The organism is Micromonospora humidisoli (assembly GCF_016900955.1).
In the GTDB taxonomy this organism is placed as follows: Bacteria; Actinomycetota; Actinomycetes; order Mycobacteriales; family Micromonosporaceae; genus Micromonospora; species Micromonospora wenchangensis.
Map to the genome: position 1 here is coordinate 163,141 of NZ_JAFEUO010000003.1, position 17,708 is coordinate 180,848.

Consider the following 17,708-nt stretch of genomic DNA (forward strand, 5'->3'; position numbering starts at 1 on the left):
TCTCGCAGAGACGGAACCACCATGCCTCTCCTCATCGCCATCGTCGGCGCGGTCGTCCTCGCCCTCGTCCTCGTGTTGTTCGTGCTCTCCCGGATCAAGGTGGCCGGCCCGAACGAGGCGTTCATCGTCACCGGCCGCAAGGGTCGGACCACGCAGACCGCCGACGGCGGCCGGTCCACCGACAACTCCGGCCAGAAGGTCGTCCTCGGCGCGTCGGTCTTCGTCCTGCCGGTGGTGCAGAAGCTCCAGTCGCTCGACCTGTCCAGCCGTCGGATCGACGTCGGCATCCGGGGCGCGGTCAGCAAGCAGGGCATCCGGGCCGACCTGCACGGTGTGGCCATCGTCAAGGTCGGCGGCACCGAGGACGCGATCCGCGCCGCCGCCCAGCGCTTCCTGCACCAGCAGGACGAGATCGACAACTTCACCCGGGAGGTGCTGGCCGGCGCACTGCGCTCCATCGTCGGCCGGCTCACCGTCGAGGAGGTCATCCGGGACCGGGCCGCGTTCGCCAACGCGGTCGCCGAGGAGGCCGAGCACTCGATGACCAACCAGGGCCTGGTGCTGGACACCTTCCAGCTCCAGGACATCCTCGCCGAAGGGTCGTACCTGCAGGACCTGGGGCGGCCGGAGGCGGCCCGGGTGCTCAAGGACGCGGCCATCGCCGAGGCGCGCGCCCGGCAGCAGGCCGAGCAGGAGCGGCTGCTGGCCGAGGAGGCGATCGCCGAGGCGAACCGGAACCTGTCGCTGAAGCAGGCCGGCATCCAGGCCGAGATCGACGCGGCGAAGGCCAAGTCGGCGGCGGCCGGGCCGCTCGCCCAGGCCGAGCGGGACCAGGCGATCCTCTCCGAGCAGCAGAAGGTGGCCGAGCGCAACGCCGAGCTGAAGCAGCGGCAGCTCGACACCGAGGTCCGCAAGCCGGCCGACGCGGCCCGGTACAAGGTGGAGCAGGAGGCGGAGGCGGCCCGCAACGCGGCGGTGCTGAACGCCGACGCGCAGCGGCAGGCCACCATCGCCGCCGCCCAGGCCGCCGCCGAGCAGGCCCGGCTCACCGGTGAGGGTGAGCGGGCCCGCCGGGCGGCGCTGGCCGAGGCGAACGCGATCGAGGGTGCCAAGGAGGGTGAGGCCGAGCAGCGTCGGCGGTCCGCGATCGCCGAGGCGGTCGAGCGGGAGGGTCAGGCCGAGGCCACCGCCATCCTGGCCCGGGGTCAGGCCGAGGCCGACGCGATGGCCCGCAAGGCCGAGGCGTTCGCCGCGTACGGCGAGGCGGCCGTGCTCGACCTGCTGGTCAAGGTGCTGCCCCAGGTGGTCGAGGCGGCCAGCGCCCCGATCGGCGCGATCGACAAGATGACGGTGATCTCGACCGACGGGGCGTCGTCGCTGACCAAGTCGGTGGCCGGCAACGTGGCGCAGGGCCTCCAGCTCGGCTCCGACCTCACCGGCATCGACCTGGCCGGTCTGCTCGCCAAGCTGGGCGCGGCGTCGGCCGGCTCCCCGGCCAACGGCAAGTCCTCGGTCGAGGGCAGCGCGGTCGAGACCCGCTGACCGTACGCGACGAGGGGCCGTCCGGCGTGTGCCGGGCGGCCCCTCGGGTCGTTCAGGTCAGCTCAGGCCCTGCTCGGCGGCCCAGCGCCGCAGTTCCGCCTCGGCCTCGTCGCGGTCGAGCGGGCCGCGTTCCAGGCGCAGCTCCTTGAGGTGCTGCCAGGCCCGGCCGACCACCGGCCCCGGCGGCACCCCGAGCAGTTCCATGATCGCGTTACCGTCCAGGTCGGGCCGGACCCGGGCCAGGTCCTCCTCGGCGGCGATCCGGGTGATCCGCTCCTCCAGCGCGTCGTAGTCGGCGGCGAGCTGGGCCGCCTTACGCCGGTTGCGGGTGGTGCAGTCGGAGCGGGTCAACTTGTGCAGCCGGTCCACCAGGTCACCGGCGTCGGTGACGTACCGGCGCACGGCCGAGTCGGTCCACTCGCCCCGGCCGTAGCCGTAGAACCGCAGGTGCAGGCCGACCAGCTTGGTGACCTGGGCGGTGACGTCCTTCGGGTAGCGCAGCGCCTTCATCCGGTTCTTGGTCAGCCGGGCACCGACCACCTCGTGGTGGTGGAAGCTGACCCGGCCGTCCGGCCCGACCGCCTTGGTGGCCGGCTTGCCCACGTCGTGCATGAGCGCGGCCATCCGCAGCACGAAGTCGCAGCCGTCGGTCTCGTACGACACCGCGTTGCCCACCACGGTCAGGGTGTGCTCGTAGACGTCCTTGTGCTGGGCGTGCTCGTCGATGGTCAGCTTGAGGCCGGTCAGCTCGGGCAGGAACCGGTCGGCCAGCCCGGTGTCGACCAGCAGCCGCAGCCCGGTGATCGGGTCGGCCCCGCACAGCAGCTTGGTGAACTCGTCGCGGACCCGCTCGGCGGTGATCCGGTCCAGGTCCGCGGCCATCGCCACCATCGCCGCCCGCACGTCGGGGTGGACGGCGAAGCAGAGCTGGGCGGCGAACCGGGCGGCCCGCAGCATCCGCAGCGGGTCGTCGCCGAACGACTCGGCCGGCGTGCCCGGGGTACGGATGATCTTCGCGGCCAGGTCGTCCAGCCCGCCGTACGGGTCGGTGAACCGGTGGTCGGGGAGGCTGACCGCCATCGCATTGACGGTGAAGTCCCGCCGCTTCAGGTCGTCGGTGAGGTTCGTGCCGTACTCGACGACGGGGTTGCGACTGACCTGGTCGTACGCCTCGGCGCGGAAGGTGGTGACCTCCAGCCGGAGACCGTCGCGCTGGCAGCCGATGGTGCCGAACTCCCGACCGGTCTCCCAGATCGACTCGGCCCAGCCCTTGATGATCCGCAGCGTCTGCTCGGGCTGGGCGTCGGTGCAGAAGTCCAGGTCGTCGCCGAGCCGACCGAGCAGGGCGTCGCGTACGGAACCCCCCACCAGGTGCAGTTCGTGCCCGGCACGGGCGAACCGGCGGCCCAGTTCGTCGGCGACCGGGGAGACGCGGAGCAGTTCGGCGACGGCGTTGCGCTGCACGGTGGTCAGTTCACGGCGTGCGGCGGCGTGGGGTGTGGAGGCTTCGGACATGGGATCGCCAGCCTATCGGGCGGGGACGGGAACCGATCCGCCGGGCGCGGGTGTCGGGTGCGGGTTGACTATGGTCATGGACGTGCGGACCGGTGCCGGCTCCGACGTACCCCGGGGAGGCTGGAGATGAGCGGCGGGCTCTACCGCAGCGCGAACGCCGCGCAGGGGGGCGACGGGCCCCGGCCGTACGACGGGGCGACCTTCATCTCCGCCGAGCCGTTGAACCAGCCGGGGGTGGAGGCGACCGCGCCGCCGCAGGAGGTGGTCGCCGAGACCAGCGCGGCGGCGAACAGCGCGGTGATGGCGATCGGCAGCCTGGTCAGCCGGGGCACCGGCTTCGTCCGGAACCTGATGATCGGCGCCGCGCTGGGCAGCGCCGTCGGCGACGCGTTCACCACCGCCCAGTTCCTGCCCAACCAGGTGTACGAATTCCTGCTCGGTGGCGTGCTGACCAGCGTGCTGATCCCGGTGCTGGTGCGCCGCCGCAAGGCCGACCCGGACCGGGGCGAGGCGTACGCCCAGCGGCTGCTGACCCTCGCGGTGCTGGCCCTCGCGGTGACGGTGGTGCTGGCGCTGCTGCTGGCCTCGACCCTGACCACGCTCTACGCCGGCGGCAAGAACGCGGCCTACACGGGCCTGGTCACCAACCTGTCGTACCTGATGCTGCCGATGCTGTTCTTCACCGGCGTCAGCGCGTTGATCGCGGCGGTGCTGAACACCCGGGGGCACTTCGCCGCGCCGATGTGGGCCCCGATCCTGAACAATCTGGTCGTCATCGGCACGTTCGGCCTCTACATCGCGGTGTACGGCGCGCGGGCGCTGGGTCCGGAGGACATCGGCTGGGACCGGATCCTGCTGGTGGGCGGGGGCACCCTGCTCGGCGTGGCGGTGCAGGCGGCCGGGCTGCTGCCGGCGCTGCGCAAGGTGGGTTTCCGCTGGAAGCTGCGGTTCGACTTCCGTGAGCTGGGGTTGCGTGAGCTGGCCCGGCTGGGCGGTTGGATGTTCTGCTACGTCGCGGTCAACCAGCTCGGCCTGTTCGTGGTGGTCAACCTGCTCACCCGGGCCGCCGGTGGCGACGAGGAGAACGCCGGCCTGCTGATCTACAACAACGTCTTCCTGCTGCTGATGATGGCGCACGGCATCATCGCCGTCTCGATCATCACGGCGCTGATGCCGCGGATGAGCGCCGCCGCCGCCGAGGGCCGGTTCACCGACGTCACCGCCGACCTGTCCCGGGGCACCCGGATGGTGACGGCGGTGCTCGCCCCGATCGCGGTCTGCTATGCGGTGCTGGCCGGCCCGGTATCCGTGGTGGTCTTCCGGTACGGCGCGTTCACCGGTGACAACGCGCTGGCCACCTCGCTGGTGCTGCTGGTCGCCGCGTTGGGCCTGGTGCCGTTCGCGATCAGCCAGCTGTTCACCTTCGCCTTCTACGCGCTGCCGGACACCCGCACCCCGGCGCTGGTCAACATCCCGGTGGTGATCCTGCGGGTGGCCGTGCAGATCGGGGTCTTCGTCGCCTTCTCGGCCACCTTCGCGGCGGCCGGCATGATGCTCGGCAACGCGATCTCGTACGTGGCGGCGGCGGTGCTCTCGGCGATGCTGCTGCGGCCCCGGGTGGGCCGGATCGGGTTGGGCCGGATCATGCGGACCATGGGCAAGGTGCTGGTGGCGGCGCTCGGTGCGGCGCTGGTCGGCCTGCTGGTGGTCAACCTGCTGCCCGGCGACCCGGGCAACCTGAGCTGGACGGCGGCGGCGGTGCGGCTGGTCCTCGGCGGGGTGGTGATCGGCGGGACGTACCTGGGCCTGGCGATGGTGCTGCGGATCGGCGAGATCACCGAGGTGGTCGCGATGGTGCGGCGGCGGCTCGGCCGCTGACCCGCCGGCCAGCCCGGGGCCGGGCAGAGGACACGCAGGGTGAACGAGGATCACCAGCCTGGGGACACGCCTGTGGATAACTCGATGACTGGCCGCTCAGTCACCGTAAAGGGCTGTGGATAACCAACCATAAGGCTGAGCATGTACGGCCGTTCGGCGGGAACCAGACCTGTCGACACCTGATTGTCGCCGGTGGGTCGGCCCGGAGGTCGACGGTTTGCGACGGGCGTCTAGATTGGCCAGTACATGTGTCAGCAACGTGGGAGAGAGTGGCGTTAACCGGACTTTTCACCCCATATGCGACAGGCCGTCGAGCGCGGCGGGAAGATGACATGTCGGTATGACGGGCGGTCCGGGTAAGGTCGCTGTCGACGGACACGGCAGGTGGCCGACGCCCGAGTCGACGCCGCCGGTCGGTTCCAGCGACGGCGGAGCGGGAAGCCACATGCCCAGCAGCGCGGGTCCATCGATCGACACGATCACCGAGGGAGGACGGGTGACCCAGGTCGGCGAGGGTCAGGAGGCGGAGGAAACTGCTCCTCCGGTCATGACCTTCGGTGCTCCCACGGCCGGTGAGATCCTCGCCGAGCGGTACGAGCTGGTCGAGCACATCAACAACGACAGCGCCGGGCGTCTGGTCTGGCGGGGGGTCGACGTCATCCTGCGCCGGCCCGTGGCGGTGGTGCTCCGCTACCCCGGCGGCGACTCGGCCACCGAGATGCTCCAGGCCGCCGTGGCGGCCAGCCGGGTCATCCACCCCAACCTGGTCGGCGTCTACGACGCGATCGACGAAGACGTCCGGGCGTACGTCGTCCGGGAGTGGGTCGACGGCCGGTCCCTGCGTGACCTGGTCGCCGAAGGTCCGCTGGACCCGGCCCGGGCCACCGCCGTCGGCAACGCGGTCGCCAGCGCCCTCGCCGCCGTGCACGCCACCGGGATGGTCCACGGCAACGTGCACCCCGGCACCGTGATGATCAGCGACGACGGCCGGGTGGTCCTGGCCGACGCCCGCACCGACGGCGACGACAGCCAGGAAGCCGACATCCGCGCGGTGGGTGGCGTCCTCTACTTCGCCCTCACCGGTCACTGGCCGCACGCCGAGGCCCCGCTGCGCGGCGCGACCGCCGGCCACGGCCGGGCCGCCATCCCCGACGCCGTCCGCGACGCCAGCGGCGCCATCGCCGCCCCCCGGCAGGTCCGGGCCGGCGTGCCGGCCTACCTCGACGACCTGACGATGGACCTGCTCGACGCCGAGATCGCCCCACCGTCGTCGGACGTGCTCTCCGCCGAGCTGGGTCGGCTCGACATCCCCGCCGAGGACCACTTCCTCGACCAGACCGGCACCATCCGGTTCACCGCCGACGGCGTCGAGGACCGGTCGCCGCTCGCCGCCGCGGGCGGCCGGAAGGTCGCGATCGGCATCGCCGGGCTGCTGGCGGTCGCCCTCGTCGGCCTGCTCATCGGCATCACCACCCTGGGCGGCGACGACAGCCCGGAGACCGAGCCGGTGGCCCGTCCCTCGACCAGCGCGCCGGCCGGCGACGCCACCCCGGCCCCCGTGGTGCGCAAGCTCGCCATCCAGGACATCCGGATCATCGACCCGGACAGCCGGCAGCGCAACGAGCTGGACGACGCCGAGAAGATGATGGACGGCGACGAGGACAAGGGTTGGGAGACCGACACCTACTACTCGGCCAACTTCAGCAACTACAAGAAGGGCATGGGGGTCTGGATCGACCTCGGTGCCCCGCACACGGTCAAGTCGCTCACCGCCACCCTGTCGGACTCCGGCGTCTCCGCCGCGCTGTTCACCGGCGACGGCGACTTCCCGTCCACCTCGCAGGGCGACAAGGACCTGGTCAAGGGCTTCAAGACCCGGATCGGCCAGCCGTTCGAGCAGCACGACGGCACCAAGATGGCCTTCGACGGGTTCGACCCCGAGCAGAAATACCAGTACCTGCTCTTCTGGATCACCGAACTGCCCTCTACCGAGCGGGGTTTCAAGCTGGGCGTCCAGGAGATCTCGGTCCAGGGATCGTGATCCGCCCGCCGCGCCTCCGTCACCGCCGCCGCCTCCGCCGGACGTGGTGATGGTCGGTCGCGGCGGGCAGTCACCCGACCCGGCGACCGGTGGGCCGGCGTCGGTCGTGGTGTCGCAGCCCGAGACCACCGACCTGGATCTGCTCCGCGCCCACGTCGCCGGTGACCGCGACGCCTTCACCGAACTCTTCCACCGGCACCGCGACCGGCTCTGGGCGGTGGCCCTGCGGACCACGGGCGACCGGGAGGAGGCGGCCGACGCCCTCCAGGACGCGCTGCTCTCCGCCCACCGCGCCGCCGGCCGGTTCCGGGGCGACTCCGCCGTCACCACCTGGCTGCACCGGATCGTGGTCAACGCCTGCCTGGACCGGCTCCGCCGCCGGCAGGCGCACCCCACCGTCCCGCTGCCCGACGGCAACCACACCGACGACGCACGGGGCACCGGCGGCGTCGAGCCCGCCGCCCCGGCCACCGACCACGACACCGCCCTGGTGGTGCGCCAGGCGCTGGCCGGTTTGCCGGTGGAGCAGCGGGCCGCGCTGATCCTGGTGGACGTGCAGGGCTATCCGGTCGCCGAGGTCGCCCGGATCCTCGGCGTGGCCGAGGGCACGGTGAAGAGCAGGTGCGCCCGGGGCCGGGCCCGGCTGGCCGGCGTGCTGGGGCACCTGCGTACCGGCGGGGACCGGCAGTCGCCGCCCCCGGCCGGGTCGACCGGCCCCCACCCGGCGAGTCGGGGCGTTCCCGACGTCACACCCGGGAACCGGCAGCCGGCCAGCGGCGTCCGATCGGGGTCGGGGCAGGCCCGGCGGGACGCCATCCAGGAGGAGACGTGACGGGCCGGGAGTTCAGGGAGGTCGACCACGACCTGCTCGCCGACTATGTGGGCGGGGCACTGGACGGCACCCCGGAGCACCCCGCCGTCGCCCGGCTGGTGGCCGAGGACCCGGCCTGGGCCGAGGCGTACGCGGTCCTGACGCCCGCCGTGGCCCGGGTGCACGACGCCCTGGCCGGTTGGGGTGCCGCCGCCGCACCGGAGATGCCGCTGGCCGTGGTGGAGCGGCTCACCGCCGTGCTCGCCGGTGCCGGTCCGGCCGCCGACCAGCCAACCGAGGACGACACGACAACCCGCCGGGCCGCACCGGGCGACGTCCGGCCGGTTCGGGCAGCCGGCCCGGTGCCGACGCAGCCGGGCGGTCGGCGTACCCCCGGCGGTCGACCCGGCGACGGGCGTGCCGATCCGTCGGGCCCCGGCCGGCGGCGACGCTGGGTACGGCTCGCCGGGCCGGTCACCCTGGCCGCAGCATCGCTGGCCGCGGTGGGCTTCGGCGTCGCCCACCTGATCGACGGTACGACCGGCCGGGACGCGGCCACCTCGATGGCCCGGCCGGCGCAGGAGAACGCGGAGCGCGGATTCCGGTTCAGCGGCGAGACCCGGCGCAGCGGCGTCGACTGGTCCCCGTCGACGCTGCGGGGCGGCACGGACGCCCCGCTGGTCCAACCCGTCACTCCGCCGGGTCTCCAGCCCGGTGACGAGCCGGAGGTCACCACCCAGATCAGCCCCGGCGCACCGGAGAGCAAACGGCTCGCCGCCCCCGCCGGGCTGGACCGGCTGACCGGGCGGGCGGCGCTCGACGCCTGCCTGGCCGACATCGCGGCGGCGCACCGGCGGGGTCCGGTCACCGTCGAGGTGGTCGACTACGCCACGTTCAACGGCGAGCCGGCGCTGGTGGTCCACTTCGTCGATGCCACGGGCGCGCGGTGGGCGTGGGTGAGTGGCGCGGAGTGCGGTGTGCCGGGATCCGGCGCGGACACCCGCTACCAGTCGCGGGTAGGGTGAGGGCCCGGTCACCACTCGTCCCGCATGGCGTGACGTGACCCACCGGACGACCGGTCCGGGAATCCCCGGTTCGTACGATGACGTTCTGCAAGTCAGCCGCCGACGTCGTTGAACCGTCGGCGCTCGGATCGACGTCGGTGCGCCGCCGATGTCGTACACACACATCGGGAGACGGCAGTGGACGAGGTCCGCAACCTGATCATCATCGGCTCCGGGCCGGCCGGGTACACGGCGGCGGTCTACGCCGCACGCGCCAACCTCAAGCCACTCGTGATCGAGGGTGTGCAGTCCGGCGGTGCGCTGATGACCACGACCGAGGTGGAGAACTTCCCCGGTTTCGCCGACGGCATCCTCGGCCCCGAGCTGATGGACAACATGCGCAAGCAGGCCGAGCGGTTCGGTGCGGAGTTCCTGACCGACGACGTCACCCGGGTCGAGCTGAAGGACACCGGCGACACCGGTTCCGACGCGGTCAGCACCGTATGGGTCGGGCAGACCGCCTACCGGGCGAAGGCCGTCATCCTCTCCACCGGCTCGGCCTGGCGTCCGCTGGGCGTGCCCGGCGAGCAGGAGTACCTCGGTCACGGCGTGTCGTCCTGCGCCACCTGTGACGGGTTCTTCTTCCGCAACCAGCACATCGTGGTGGTCGGCGGCGGTGACTCCGCGATGGAGGAGGCCAGCTTCCTCACCCGGTTCGCCGAGTCGGTCACCATCATCCACCGGCGCGACTCGTTCCGGGCCAGCAAGATCATGGCCGACCGCGCGCTGAGCAACGACAAGATCCGGGTGGAGTGGAACAGCACCGTCGAGGAGGTGCTCGGCGACGACGGCAAGGTGACCGGCGTCCGGGTCCGCAACGTGCACACCGGCGACGTCAAGGTGCTCGACGTCACCGGCGTCTTCGTGGCGATCGGCCACGACCCGCGCAGCGAACTCTTCCGCGACCAGGTCGAGCTGGACGACGAGGGTTACGTGAAGGTGCAGTCGCCGAGCACCCGCACCAGCGTGCCGGGCGTCTTCGCCGCCGGTGACGTGGTCGACCACACGTACCGGCAGGCGATCACCGCCGCCGGCACCGGCTGCGCCGCAGCACTCGACGCCGAGCGGTTCATCGCCACCCTGAGCTGAACGACTGCAACACCACAACTGAGAAGGAGGGTCATAGTGGGAGCGACCAAGGTCGTCACCGACGCCAGCTTCACCGCTGACGTGCTCAAGTCCGACAAGCCGGTCCTGGTGGACTTCTGGGCCGAGTGGTGCGGGCCGTGCCGCAAGGTCTCGCCGCTGCTGGAGGAGATCGCCGGCGAGATGGCCGGTCAGGTCACCATTGTCAAGCTCAACATCGACGAGAACCCGGAGACCGCCCGCGCCTACCGGGTGATGTCCGTGCCGACCCTCACCATCTTCAAGAACGGCGAGCCGGTGCAGTCGATCGCCGGTGCCAAGCCGAAGGGCGAACTGGTCCGGCTGATCGAGTCGGCCCTGTAAACCCCGCTCCACCACCGGGAACCCCGCACCCCTCCGGGTGCGGGGTTCCGGCCGTTCGGGCCGCTGACCTGCACGAACCACCGGCCGGCGGCAACCGGCCACGGTACGCTCCGTAAGCGCTGGTCCTACCGGAGGCGCAAGCGTGGCCGTCAGCGAAGGTGCCCGGCAGCCAACCTCTGAGGGGGTCCTGCGTGCGTCCGATCCGACCCGGTGACCGCGGACCGGCAGTGACCGAGATCCGTGCCGTCCTGACCGGCCTGGACCTCCTCACCGCGCCCGGCGACGAGTTCGACGCCGCCACCGAACGTGCCGTCCGGGCCTTCCAGCAGTCGCGTGGGCTCAGCGCGGACGGGCGGGTCGGTGCCGAGACCTGGCGGGCCCTGGACGCCGCCCGCTGGCGGCTCGGCGCCCGGACCCTCTACCACGCGGTGCCCGACCCGCTGATCGGCGAGGACGTCCGGTCCCTACAGGAACGCCTGCTGGAGATGGGGTACGACGTCGGCGGTGCCGACGCCGTCTACGGCGTACGCACCTCGCGGGCGGTGGCGCAGTTCCAGCGTGAGGTGGGGCTGAAACCGGACGGCTCCTGCGGGCCGTACACGATGGGCGCGCTGCGCCGGCTCGGCCGCAAGGTGGTCGGCGGACGACCCCAGTGGCTACGCGAATCCGACGCGATCCGGCAGTCCGGTCCCACCCTGGTCGGGCGGACCGTCGTCATCGACCCCGGCCACGGCGGCACCGATCCGGGGGTGGTGGTGGCCGACGGGACGCTGCGCTGGACCGAGGCGGATCTGGTGCACGACCTGGCCAGCCGGCTGGAGGGGCGGCTCGCCGCAGCCGGCGTCCGGGTGCAGCTGACCCGGGGTCCCGCGCCCCGGACCTGCCTGCCGGACATCGACCGGGCCGAGTTGGCCAACTCCCTCGGTGCCGACGTGTTCATCTCGCTGCACACCGACGGCCACGCCAACCCGGCCGCCGACGGGGTCGCCACCTACCACTACGGCACCGACAACGGTGTCACCTCGGCCACCGGGGAGCGGCTCGCCGGGCTGGTGCAGCGGGAGATCGTGGCGCGGACCGGGCTGCGCGACTGCCGTACCCACGCCAAGGCGTGGGACCTGCTGCGGCTGACCAGGATGCCCGCCGTACGGGTCGAGGTGGGCTACCTGACCTCGCCGCAGGACTGGGCCCGGCTGGTCGACCCCCGGTTCCGGGACCGGATCGTCGAGGCGCTCGTGGCGGCCGTACAGCGGATGTTCTTCCCGGTCGAACGGGACGTGCCGACCGGCTCGATCGACGTCAGCGCCCTGCGGGCGGTGGTGGCGGCCGGCGCGGTCCGCGACTGAGCCGGGCGCGGCCCGCGTCGACGCCCGGTCAGCCCGCGCTGGAGCGGGTGGCCGGGGCGGGGCGTACCGGCCGCAGCAGGCTCTCCGGGCTCATCGAGCCGAGCAGCTTCTCCAGCGCGTACTCGACGTCGGACTTCCAGCTCAGCGCGGTGCGCAGCTCCAGGCGCAGGCGTGGGTAGCGGGGGTGCGGGCGGACCGTCTTGAAGCCCACCGAGAGGAAGAAGTCGGTCGGGGCGACACAGGCCCGGGTGTCGTCCGGCTCGTCACCGAACTTCGCGTCGCCGAACGCCTCGATCGCCTTGATGCCCCGCTTCGTCAGATCCCGGGCGACACCCTGAACCAGCATCCGGCCCAACCCGCCACCGGCGAAGGTGGGCACCACGTTGGCGGTCATCAGCAGCGCGGCGTCCGCCGAGACCGGTGAGGTCGGAAACGCCATCGACCGGGGTACGTAGGCCGGCGGCGCGTACATCACGAACCCGGCGGGCATCCCGTCGACGTACGCCAGCTTGCCGCAGGAACCCCACTCCAGCAGTGTCTGGGAGACCCACGCCTCCTTCTCCAGCCCCGGGTCGCCGTTGGCGCAGGCCCGCTCGGCGGAAACCGGGTCCAGCTCCCAGTAGACGCACTGCCGGCACGGGCGAGGCAGGTCTTCCAGGGTGTCGAGGGTCAGACTGACCAGACGTCGCGACATCAGAGCATCCCCACACTTAGGCTCGGAGGCGAGACCAGCCCGCGGCGGCAGCATCGCCCGCTGCGTCCCCGACGAGCGATCGTACGCCGCCTGCCGACCGTACGGGAGGGGACGCGCGAATAGCCACCCGGGACGGGGACGGGGCGTCCGGGATGTGGACCCGACCCGAATCGTGACCGCTGGGCTGCCGGGCGGGGACTACGATCGGCCGACCGGCGTCCCGCGCCGCCATGGTCGCCGGCACCGCGGGTACCCCAGCGGGCGGGAGCCCGACCGACACCCGATCGAGGTGATGTCATGACCGGAACGACGCTCGACGACTACACCGACCGGTACGCCCGGCGGGTCCGGGGCATGACCGCCTCGGAGATCCGGGCCCTCTTCGCGGTCGCCAGCCGGCCGGAGGTCGTCTCGCTCGCCGGTGGCGCACCCTACATCGCCGCGCTGCCGCTCGACGCGGTCGGCGAGATGCTCGGCCGGCTCGGCGCCGAGCACGGCTCCACCACCCTCCAGTACGGCATCGGCCAGGGCAGCCCGGAGCTGCGCGAACGGATCTGCGAGGTGATGGCGCTCTCCGGCATCGACGCCTCCTGCGGTGCCTCCCCCGACGACGTGGTGGTCACCGTCGGCGGGCAGCAGGCGCTCGACCTGGTGGCCCGGCTCTTCCTCGACCCGGGTGACGTGGTGCTCGCCGAGGGCCCGACGTACGTCGGCGCACTCGGGGTGTTCCAGGCCGCCCAGGCCCAGGTCGTGCACGTGCCGATGGACGACGACGGGCTGATCCCGGAGGCTCTGGAGGTGGCCATCGCCGACCAGGCCCGCGCCGGCCGGCGGGTGAAGTTCCTCTACACCATCCCCACCTACCAGAACCCGGCCGGCGTGACGCTGAGCGACGAACGGCGGGAACGGGTGCTCGACATCTGCGAGCGGGCCGGCCTGCTGGTGGTCGAGGACGACCCTTACGGCCAGCTGGGTTTCGAGGGCGACGCGCCCGCGCCGCTGCGGGCCCGCCGCCGCGACGGGGTGTTCTACCTGAGCACCTTCTCCAAGACCTTCGCCCCCGGGCTACGGGTGGGCTGGATCCTCGCCCCGCACGCCGTCCGCGACAAGCTGGTCATCGCCAGCGAGGCGCAGATCCTCTGCCCCAGCGCCTTCGCGCAGGCCGCCGTCTCGACGTACCTGTCGACGATGCCCTGGCGCGAACAGCTCAAGGTCTACCGGGAGCTCTACCGGGAGCGCCGCGACGCGCTGCTCGGCGCACTGCACGACCAGATGCCCGAGGGCACCACCTGGACCAGGCCCACCGGTGGGCTGTTCGTCTGGGCCAGCCTGCCCGACGGGCTGGACGCCAAGGCGATGATGCCGCGTTCCATCGCCGCCCGGGTCGCGTACGTGCCGGGCACCGGTTTCTATGCCGACGGCACCGGCACCGGCAACATGCGGCTCAACTTCTCCTTCCCCGCCCCGGAGCGGATCCGCGAGGGGGTGCGCCGGCTGGCCCGGGTGATGGAGCAGGAGCTGGCGATGCGGCAGGTCTTCGGGCCGGTCACCCCGACCGGCGGCCGGCGGGGTGGTCCGGACGTCCCCGGCCCCGACTTGGCATGATTCCGGCATGGCTGTCACCCCCGTCGAACGCTCCCTCGTGACCGGTTCCACCGCCACCGACCTGCACGTGCTCGTGCTCGCCGGTGGCCTGTCCTACGAGCGGGACGTCTCCCTGCGGTCCGGCCGGCGGGTTCTCGACGCGTTGCGTAGCGCCGGGGTTGAGGCGGAACTACGCGATGCCGACGTGGCGCTGCTGCCCGCGCTCGCCGCCGACCCGCCCGACGCGGTGGTGATCGCCCTGCACGGCGCGACAGGCGAGGACGGTTCACTGCGCGGCGTGCTCGACCTCTGCGACGCGCCCTACGTCGGGTGTGACGCGCGGGCCGCCCGGCTGGCCTGGGACAAGCCGTCGGCCAAGGCGGTGCTGCGGGAGAACGGCATTCCCACCCCCGACTGGGTGGCCCTGCCGCACGACCGTTTCTCCGAGCTGGGCGCGGTGGCCGTGCTCGACCGGATCGTGGACCGGCTCGGGCTGCCACTGATGGTCAAGCCGACGCAGGGCGGTTCGGGCCTCGGCGCCGCCGTGGTCAAGGACGCCGCCGCCCTCCCGGCCGCGATGGTCGGCTGCTTCGCGTACGACTCCACGGCGCTGGTCGAGCGGTACGTCGCCGGCATGGATGTCGCGGTGTCGGTGCTCGATCTCGGCGACGGACCGCAGGCGCTGCCGCCGGTGGAGATCGTCCCCCGCAACGGGGTGTACGACTACGCGGCCCGCTACACCGCCGGCCGTACCACCTGGCACGCGCCGGCCCGGCTCGATCCGGCCGTGGCCGGCGCGGTGGCCGAGGTGGCGTTGGCCGCACACACCGCGCTCGGGCTGCGTGACCTGTCCCGGGTCGACCTGATCGTCGACGGGGACGGCCAGCCCCACGTGTTGGAGGTCAACGTCTCGCCCGGCATGACGGAGACGTCGCTGCTGCCGTTGGCGGTCCAGGCGGCCGGGCTTGACTTCGGTCAGGTCCTCGGCACGCTGGTCGGCCGGGCCGCCGCCCGCCGATCCTGACCCTCTGCTGTCCACCGGCCCCGCGGCGGTTCACCGGCCCGCCGCCGGGGCTCCGTCAACGCCGGGCGGGGTCCGGGGTGACCGTTCCGCCGGTGTGGTCCCCGGTTCCGGTCGGGTCGTCGGTCGTGGTGGTCCGGGCGGCCTCCACCGTTGGATCGTCGGGGCCGCTCGTGGCCGGATCGGTGCCCGGGTTTCCTGCCGGGCTGCGCGGGTGGGTTGCGGCCTCGGTGGGCTGACCGCTGTCCCGGTCGGTCTCCGGGCCGAGGTCGTCGCCCAGGGCACCGTCGTCGCCCCGCGTGCGGTTGCCAGGCGGCTCCGCCTGGGCGTTTCCCGATGCGGCGTCCTCCGCGACGGCGGGTGCTGCCGGCGGGGTGGGCAGGTCCGGGGTGGCCCCGTGCTCCGGGAGCGGGAGCGGGGTCTCCTCCTCCGATTCGATCACCGAGACGGCGTCCTCGGCGGCTGCCGCTGCGGCTTCGGCCGACGACTGCGCGGCGATGCTGGAGGGCGTCTGCCACTGGATGCGCGGCGGCTCGGCGAGCGGGCGTCCACCGAACTCGGCCAGCCAGGCCGCGACGTGCGCGAGGTTTTCCCGCCACTGGGATTCCGAGATGGGGGGCAGAATCGAGTCCCAGAGCGACAGGAACGTGCCACGCAGCTGGAGCCGACCGTAGGGCCGGGCCAGGAACCACATGTGCAGATGGGCGGACCCGTCGCCCCACCGGTTCACGTGCACCCGGGCGACCCCGTCCAGCGAGCGGATGGCGCGCTCCAGCCGAACGGTCATCACCCCGAGTTCGGCGGCGAGCAGGTTGGGCAGGTCGCCCAGGTCGAGGTGGGACCGCGACTCCAGGATGAGCACCATCGGCAGGCCGGTGGGGCGATCCATCGCCCGGACCCGCCAGCGCTCACCCACCCAGATGTACGCGTCATCCGGCGCGTTGCAGGCGATGCATTCCCGAAGCCCTTCGCCCTTGCGGGGAGGCTCGACCGCTACCGGCTCGTCGAGCTGCTTGACCCGCAGGTCACCTTCGAAGGGGAACGACGGCCACTGGGTGAAGTCCGGAACTGAGGGGGAAGGGGTGTCGTGCACGACGCTGACCCTAACCGAGACGAGGACCGCTGTCCCTACCCCGAACGCCGCTGATCATGAGGTGATTTCGGCCAGTGGGAGGCGGCTGACGGGTGGGCGCGAGTGGGCGTCACGACGGTTGTCCACAGGCTGATGAGATCACCACCACACCCCGTCATCCACAGGCTGGGGAGGGTTCTGACGCGCTGTTTCACGTGAAACGGGTGCGGCCTGTGGAAAACTTCTGTGGATAACTTCGGCGCTTCATCCACAGCACTGTTCACAGGATGCAGGGGTCCGTCTTCCTCAACGATCGAGGGCTTCGCCTGGCTGCTGGGTGACCGCCGTTTTTCCGCAACGGGTGCCGGGGATCAGGTCACCCGGGTCCACTCTTCTGGCCCCTGGCGCGGGGCGGGCAGGCAGGAGCGGCCACCGGCGGGGTCCGGTCACCCTTCACGTCGGCCACTTTGCTTTCCTCGGTGGAGGTGGCACTGCGGGACACCGCGATCGGCACCGAGTAAGCAGCCGGCCGGTACCTGATCGGGCGGGTTTCACGTGAAACAGCGCCCCGCGTTGCGTGTTCGAGGGTGCAGGTGGGCCGGCGTCGCGTCCTCGGCGGGGCGGCCCGGCACCACTCGGCCGGTCTCGACGTCGCCCGGATGGACGTGCCGTTGCCGATGGATTCCACACCGGCAACGGCCTGCAGTCAGAGCCGGCCATCGGTCGGATCGCGCGCGGAGGTGCACCGAGGAGATCAGCCGGGTGGTGACAAGGGAGTGGCGGCGCGGGTCCGGTCCGGATGGTGAGCGGTAGCTGGGTCGCCGCGTGTCGACAACCTGGGGTGTAGGCCCGGCAGGTCATCGGGCGGGGAGTCGCGGCGCGGTTGTTGCTGGCGGCTGGCGAGAGTCACCTTGGCGGAGTGGCGGGGTGGTCATGAATGCCGCTTGACCCGGTGTTCCACGTGAAACGTTGCGATGTTGGACCCTCCTGGTCACTCCTTCGACGCCCGGTCGGGCGTGATCGCGCCGTGGGGCCCCTCAGCTCGATCGTGCCGGCCTTCACGCCTCCCGGACAGACTCAGTTGTGGGGCGCGGCGTTCATCGCGTCCCAGGCGATCTGAGCAGCCAACCCGGGCTGATCTCTGCGCTGCGATTCCGGCTGGTTCCACCTCTGCCGTCGTCGTCCATGCCTCACAAGGCTCACCGGGTCGGACGGGGGAGGCGAGACTCCCGCCACCCGCACCGGACAGCCGAGGCCCGCGCGCCGTCGACCACCCCGCCTCACTGCTTCGGAGCCCGGTCGTACCGACATCGGAAGCGCGGCGCTCGCTGGCTCGCCACCGCCCGTACCCGTCGGGTCCGGTCCTCTCTGGTTGGTCGTTCACCAGAGCACCACTTGCCATGCGGTGACGGCGAGCCGAGCATCGCCGCCGCATCCCGGGTTTCACGTGAAACGGACCCCGGGGTAGGCCAGTGGTGCCGTCGCCGCCACGGCCAGTCGGGCCTGCGGCGGCCACCGATCACGCCGGAAGCGGCAGCCGAGTTGATGCCACCCCGGAAGCGGACTTCCACCGGGAAGCCGTCCGCTCGGGCGGACAACGCCGACATCCTCTTCCGCAGGTGTCCCGTCGTCAGGTCGACCGACCACCCGCCGCCCTCGACGGCATGGGAGGTCGGGAATCCCGGAATGCA

General features: G+C 72.2%; 13 protein-coding genes. 10 read left to right on the plus strand and 3 right to left on the minus strand.

Annotation, left to right across the window (positions count from 1 at the left end; translation table 11 throughout):
• Positions 1-21: 21 nt before the first annotated feature.
• Positions 22-1,542: a flotillin family protein gene (locus tag JQN84_RS11405; protein ID WP_204958358.1), complete on the plus strand. Its 1,521-nt coding sequence runs from the start codon at positions 22-24 to the stop codon at positions 1,540-1,542.
• A gap of 57 nt (positions 1,543-1,599) precedes the next feature.
• Here JQN84_RS11405 and JQN84_RS11410 read toward each other — a convergent pair whose 3' ends face one another.
• The gene (locus JQN84_RS11410) at positions 1,600-3,057 is read right to left on the minus strand and encodes a CCA tRNA nucleotidyltransferase (protein ID WP_204958359.1); all 1,458 of its coding nucleotides are present in this window, start codon (positions 3,055-3,057) and stop codon (positions 1,600-1,602) included.
• A 126-nt stretch (positions 3,058-3,183) separates the two neighbouring features.
• On the opposite strand from JQN84_RS11410, the gene murJ reads away from it, so the two are divergent.
• From murJ to JQN84_RS11445, 7 genes are all read left to right on the plus strand, one after another.
• Positions 3,184-4,935, plus strand: coding sequence for a murein biosynthesis integral membrane protein MurJ (murJ, locus tag JQN84_RS11415; RefSeq protein WP_204958360.1), 1,752 nt, complete (start codon positions 3,184-3,186; stop codon positions 4,933-4,935).
• A 445-nt stretch (positions 4,936-5,380) separates the two neighbouring features.
• Complete coding sequence (locus JQN84_RS11420) at positions 5,381-6,976, plus strand: protein kinase family protein (protein ID WP_204958361.1); 1,596 nt, start codon at positions 5,381-5,383, stop codon at positions 6,974-6,976.
• A gap of 43 nt (positions 6,977-7,019) precedes the next feature.
• Positions 7,020-7,808, plus strand: a complete 789-nt coding sequence (sigM, locus tag JQN84_RS11425; RefSeq protein ID WP_372445967.1) for an RNA polymerase sigma factor SigM — start codon at positions 7,020-7,022, stop codon at positions 7,806-7,808.
• Complete coding sequence (locus tag JQN84_RS11430) at positions 7,805-8,812, plus strand: RsmA family anti-sigma factor (protein ID WP_204958363.1); 1,008 nt, start codon at positions 7,805-7,807, stop codon at positions 8,810-8,812. The genes sigM and JQN84_RS11430 overlap by 4 nt, the downstream gene beginning before the upstream one ends.
• Positions 8,813-8,989: 177 nt before the next feature.
• Entirely contained in the window at positions 8,990-9,940 is a 951-nt protein-coding gene (gene trxB / locus JQN84_RS11435; RefSeq protein WP_204958364.1) for a thioredoxin-disulfide reductase, read from the plus strand.
• Between the two features lie 36 nt (positions 9,941-9,976).
• Complete coding sequence (gene trxA / locus JQN84_RS11440) at positions 9,977-10,300, plus strand: thioredoxin (protein WP_088643651.1); 324 nt, start codon at positions 9,977-9,979, stop codon at positions 10,298-10,300.
• 191 nt (positions 10,301-10,491) lie between these two features.
• Positions 10,492-11,646 carry an N-acetylmuramoyl-L-alanine amidase gene (locus JQN84_RS11445; protein WP_204958365.1) on the plus strand — a complete coding sequence of 385 codons (1,155 nt, stop codon included), beginning with the start codon at positions 10,492-10,494 and terminating at the stop codon, positions 11,644-11,646.
• Between the two features lie 28 nt (positions 11,647-11,674).
• Here the strand turns inward: JQN84_RS11445 and JQN84_RS11450 are convergent, their stop codons facing one another.
• On the minus strand, positions 11,675-12,340 hold the full coding sequence (locus tag JQN84_RS11450; RefSeq protein ID WP_204958366.1) for a GNAT family N-acetyltransferase: 666 nt from the start codon (positions 12,338-12,340) through the stop codon (positions 11,675-11,677).
• A 297-nt stretch (positions 12,341-12,637) separates the two neighbouring features.
• On the opposite strand from JQN84_RS11450, the gene JQN84_RS11455 reads away from it, so the two are divergent.
• Both JQN84_RS11455 and JQN84_RS11460 read left to right on the plus strand, forming a co-directional pair.
• The gene (locus JQN84_RS11455; protein ID WP_204958367.1) at positions 12,638-13,945 is read left to right on the plus strand and encodes an aminotransferase-like domain-containing protein; all 1,308 of its coding nucleotides are present in this window, start codon (positions 12,638-12,640) and stop codon (positions 13,943-13,945) included.
• Between the two features lie 7 nt (positions 13,946-13,952).
• Positions 13,953-14,948 carry a D-alanine--D-alanine ligase family protein gene (locus JQN84_RS11460; protein WP_204958368.1) on the plus strand — a complete coding sequence of 332 codons (996 nt, stop codon included), beginning with the start codon at positions 13,953-13,955 and terminating at the stop codon, positions 14,946-14,948.
• Between the two features lie 55 nt (positions 14,949-15,003).
• On the opposite strand, the gene JQN84_RS31340 is transcribed toward JQN84_RS11460, so the two are convergent.
• Positions 15,004-16,038 (minus strand): hypothetical protein, encoded by a 1,035-nt coding sequence (locus tag JQN84_RS31340; RefSeq protein ID WP_372445968.1) that lies wholly within the window; start codon positions 16,036-16,038, stop codon positions 15,004-15,006.
• Positions 16,039-17,708: the final 1,670 nt, after the last annotated feature.

Bases quoted from the DNA above. Each gene is read 5' to 3' on its own strand.
- JQN84_RS11455 (WP_204958367.1), top strand. From the start codon at position 12,638: ATGACCGGAACGACGCTCGACGACTACACCGACCGGTACGCCCGGCGG.
- JQN84_RS11410 (WP_204958359.1), bottom strand. From the start codon at position 3,057: ATGTCCGAAGCCTCCACACCCCACGCCGCCGCACGCCGTGAACTGACC.
- murJ (WP_204958360.1), top strand. From the start codon at position 3,184: ATGAGCGGCGGGCTCTACCGCAGCGCGAACGCCGCGCAGGGGGGCGAC.
- JQN84_RS11420 (WP_204958361.1), top strand. From the start codon at position 5,381: ATGCCCAGCAGCGCGGGTCCATCGATCGACACGATCACCGAGGGAGGA.
- JQN84_RS11405 (WP_204958358.1), top strand. From the start codon at position 22: ATGCCTCTCCTCATCGCCATCGTCGGCGCGGTCGTCCTCGCCCTCGTC.
- JQN84_RS11460 (WP_204958368.1), top strand. From the start codon at position 13,953: ATGGCTGTCACCCCCGTCGAACGCTCCCTCGTGACCGGTTCCACCGCC.
- JQN84_RS11450 (WP_204958366.1), bottom strand. From the start codon at position 12,340: ATGTCGCGACGTCTGGTCAGTCTGACCCTCGACACCCTGGAAGACCTG.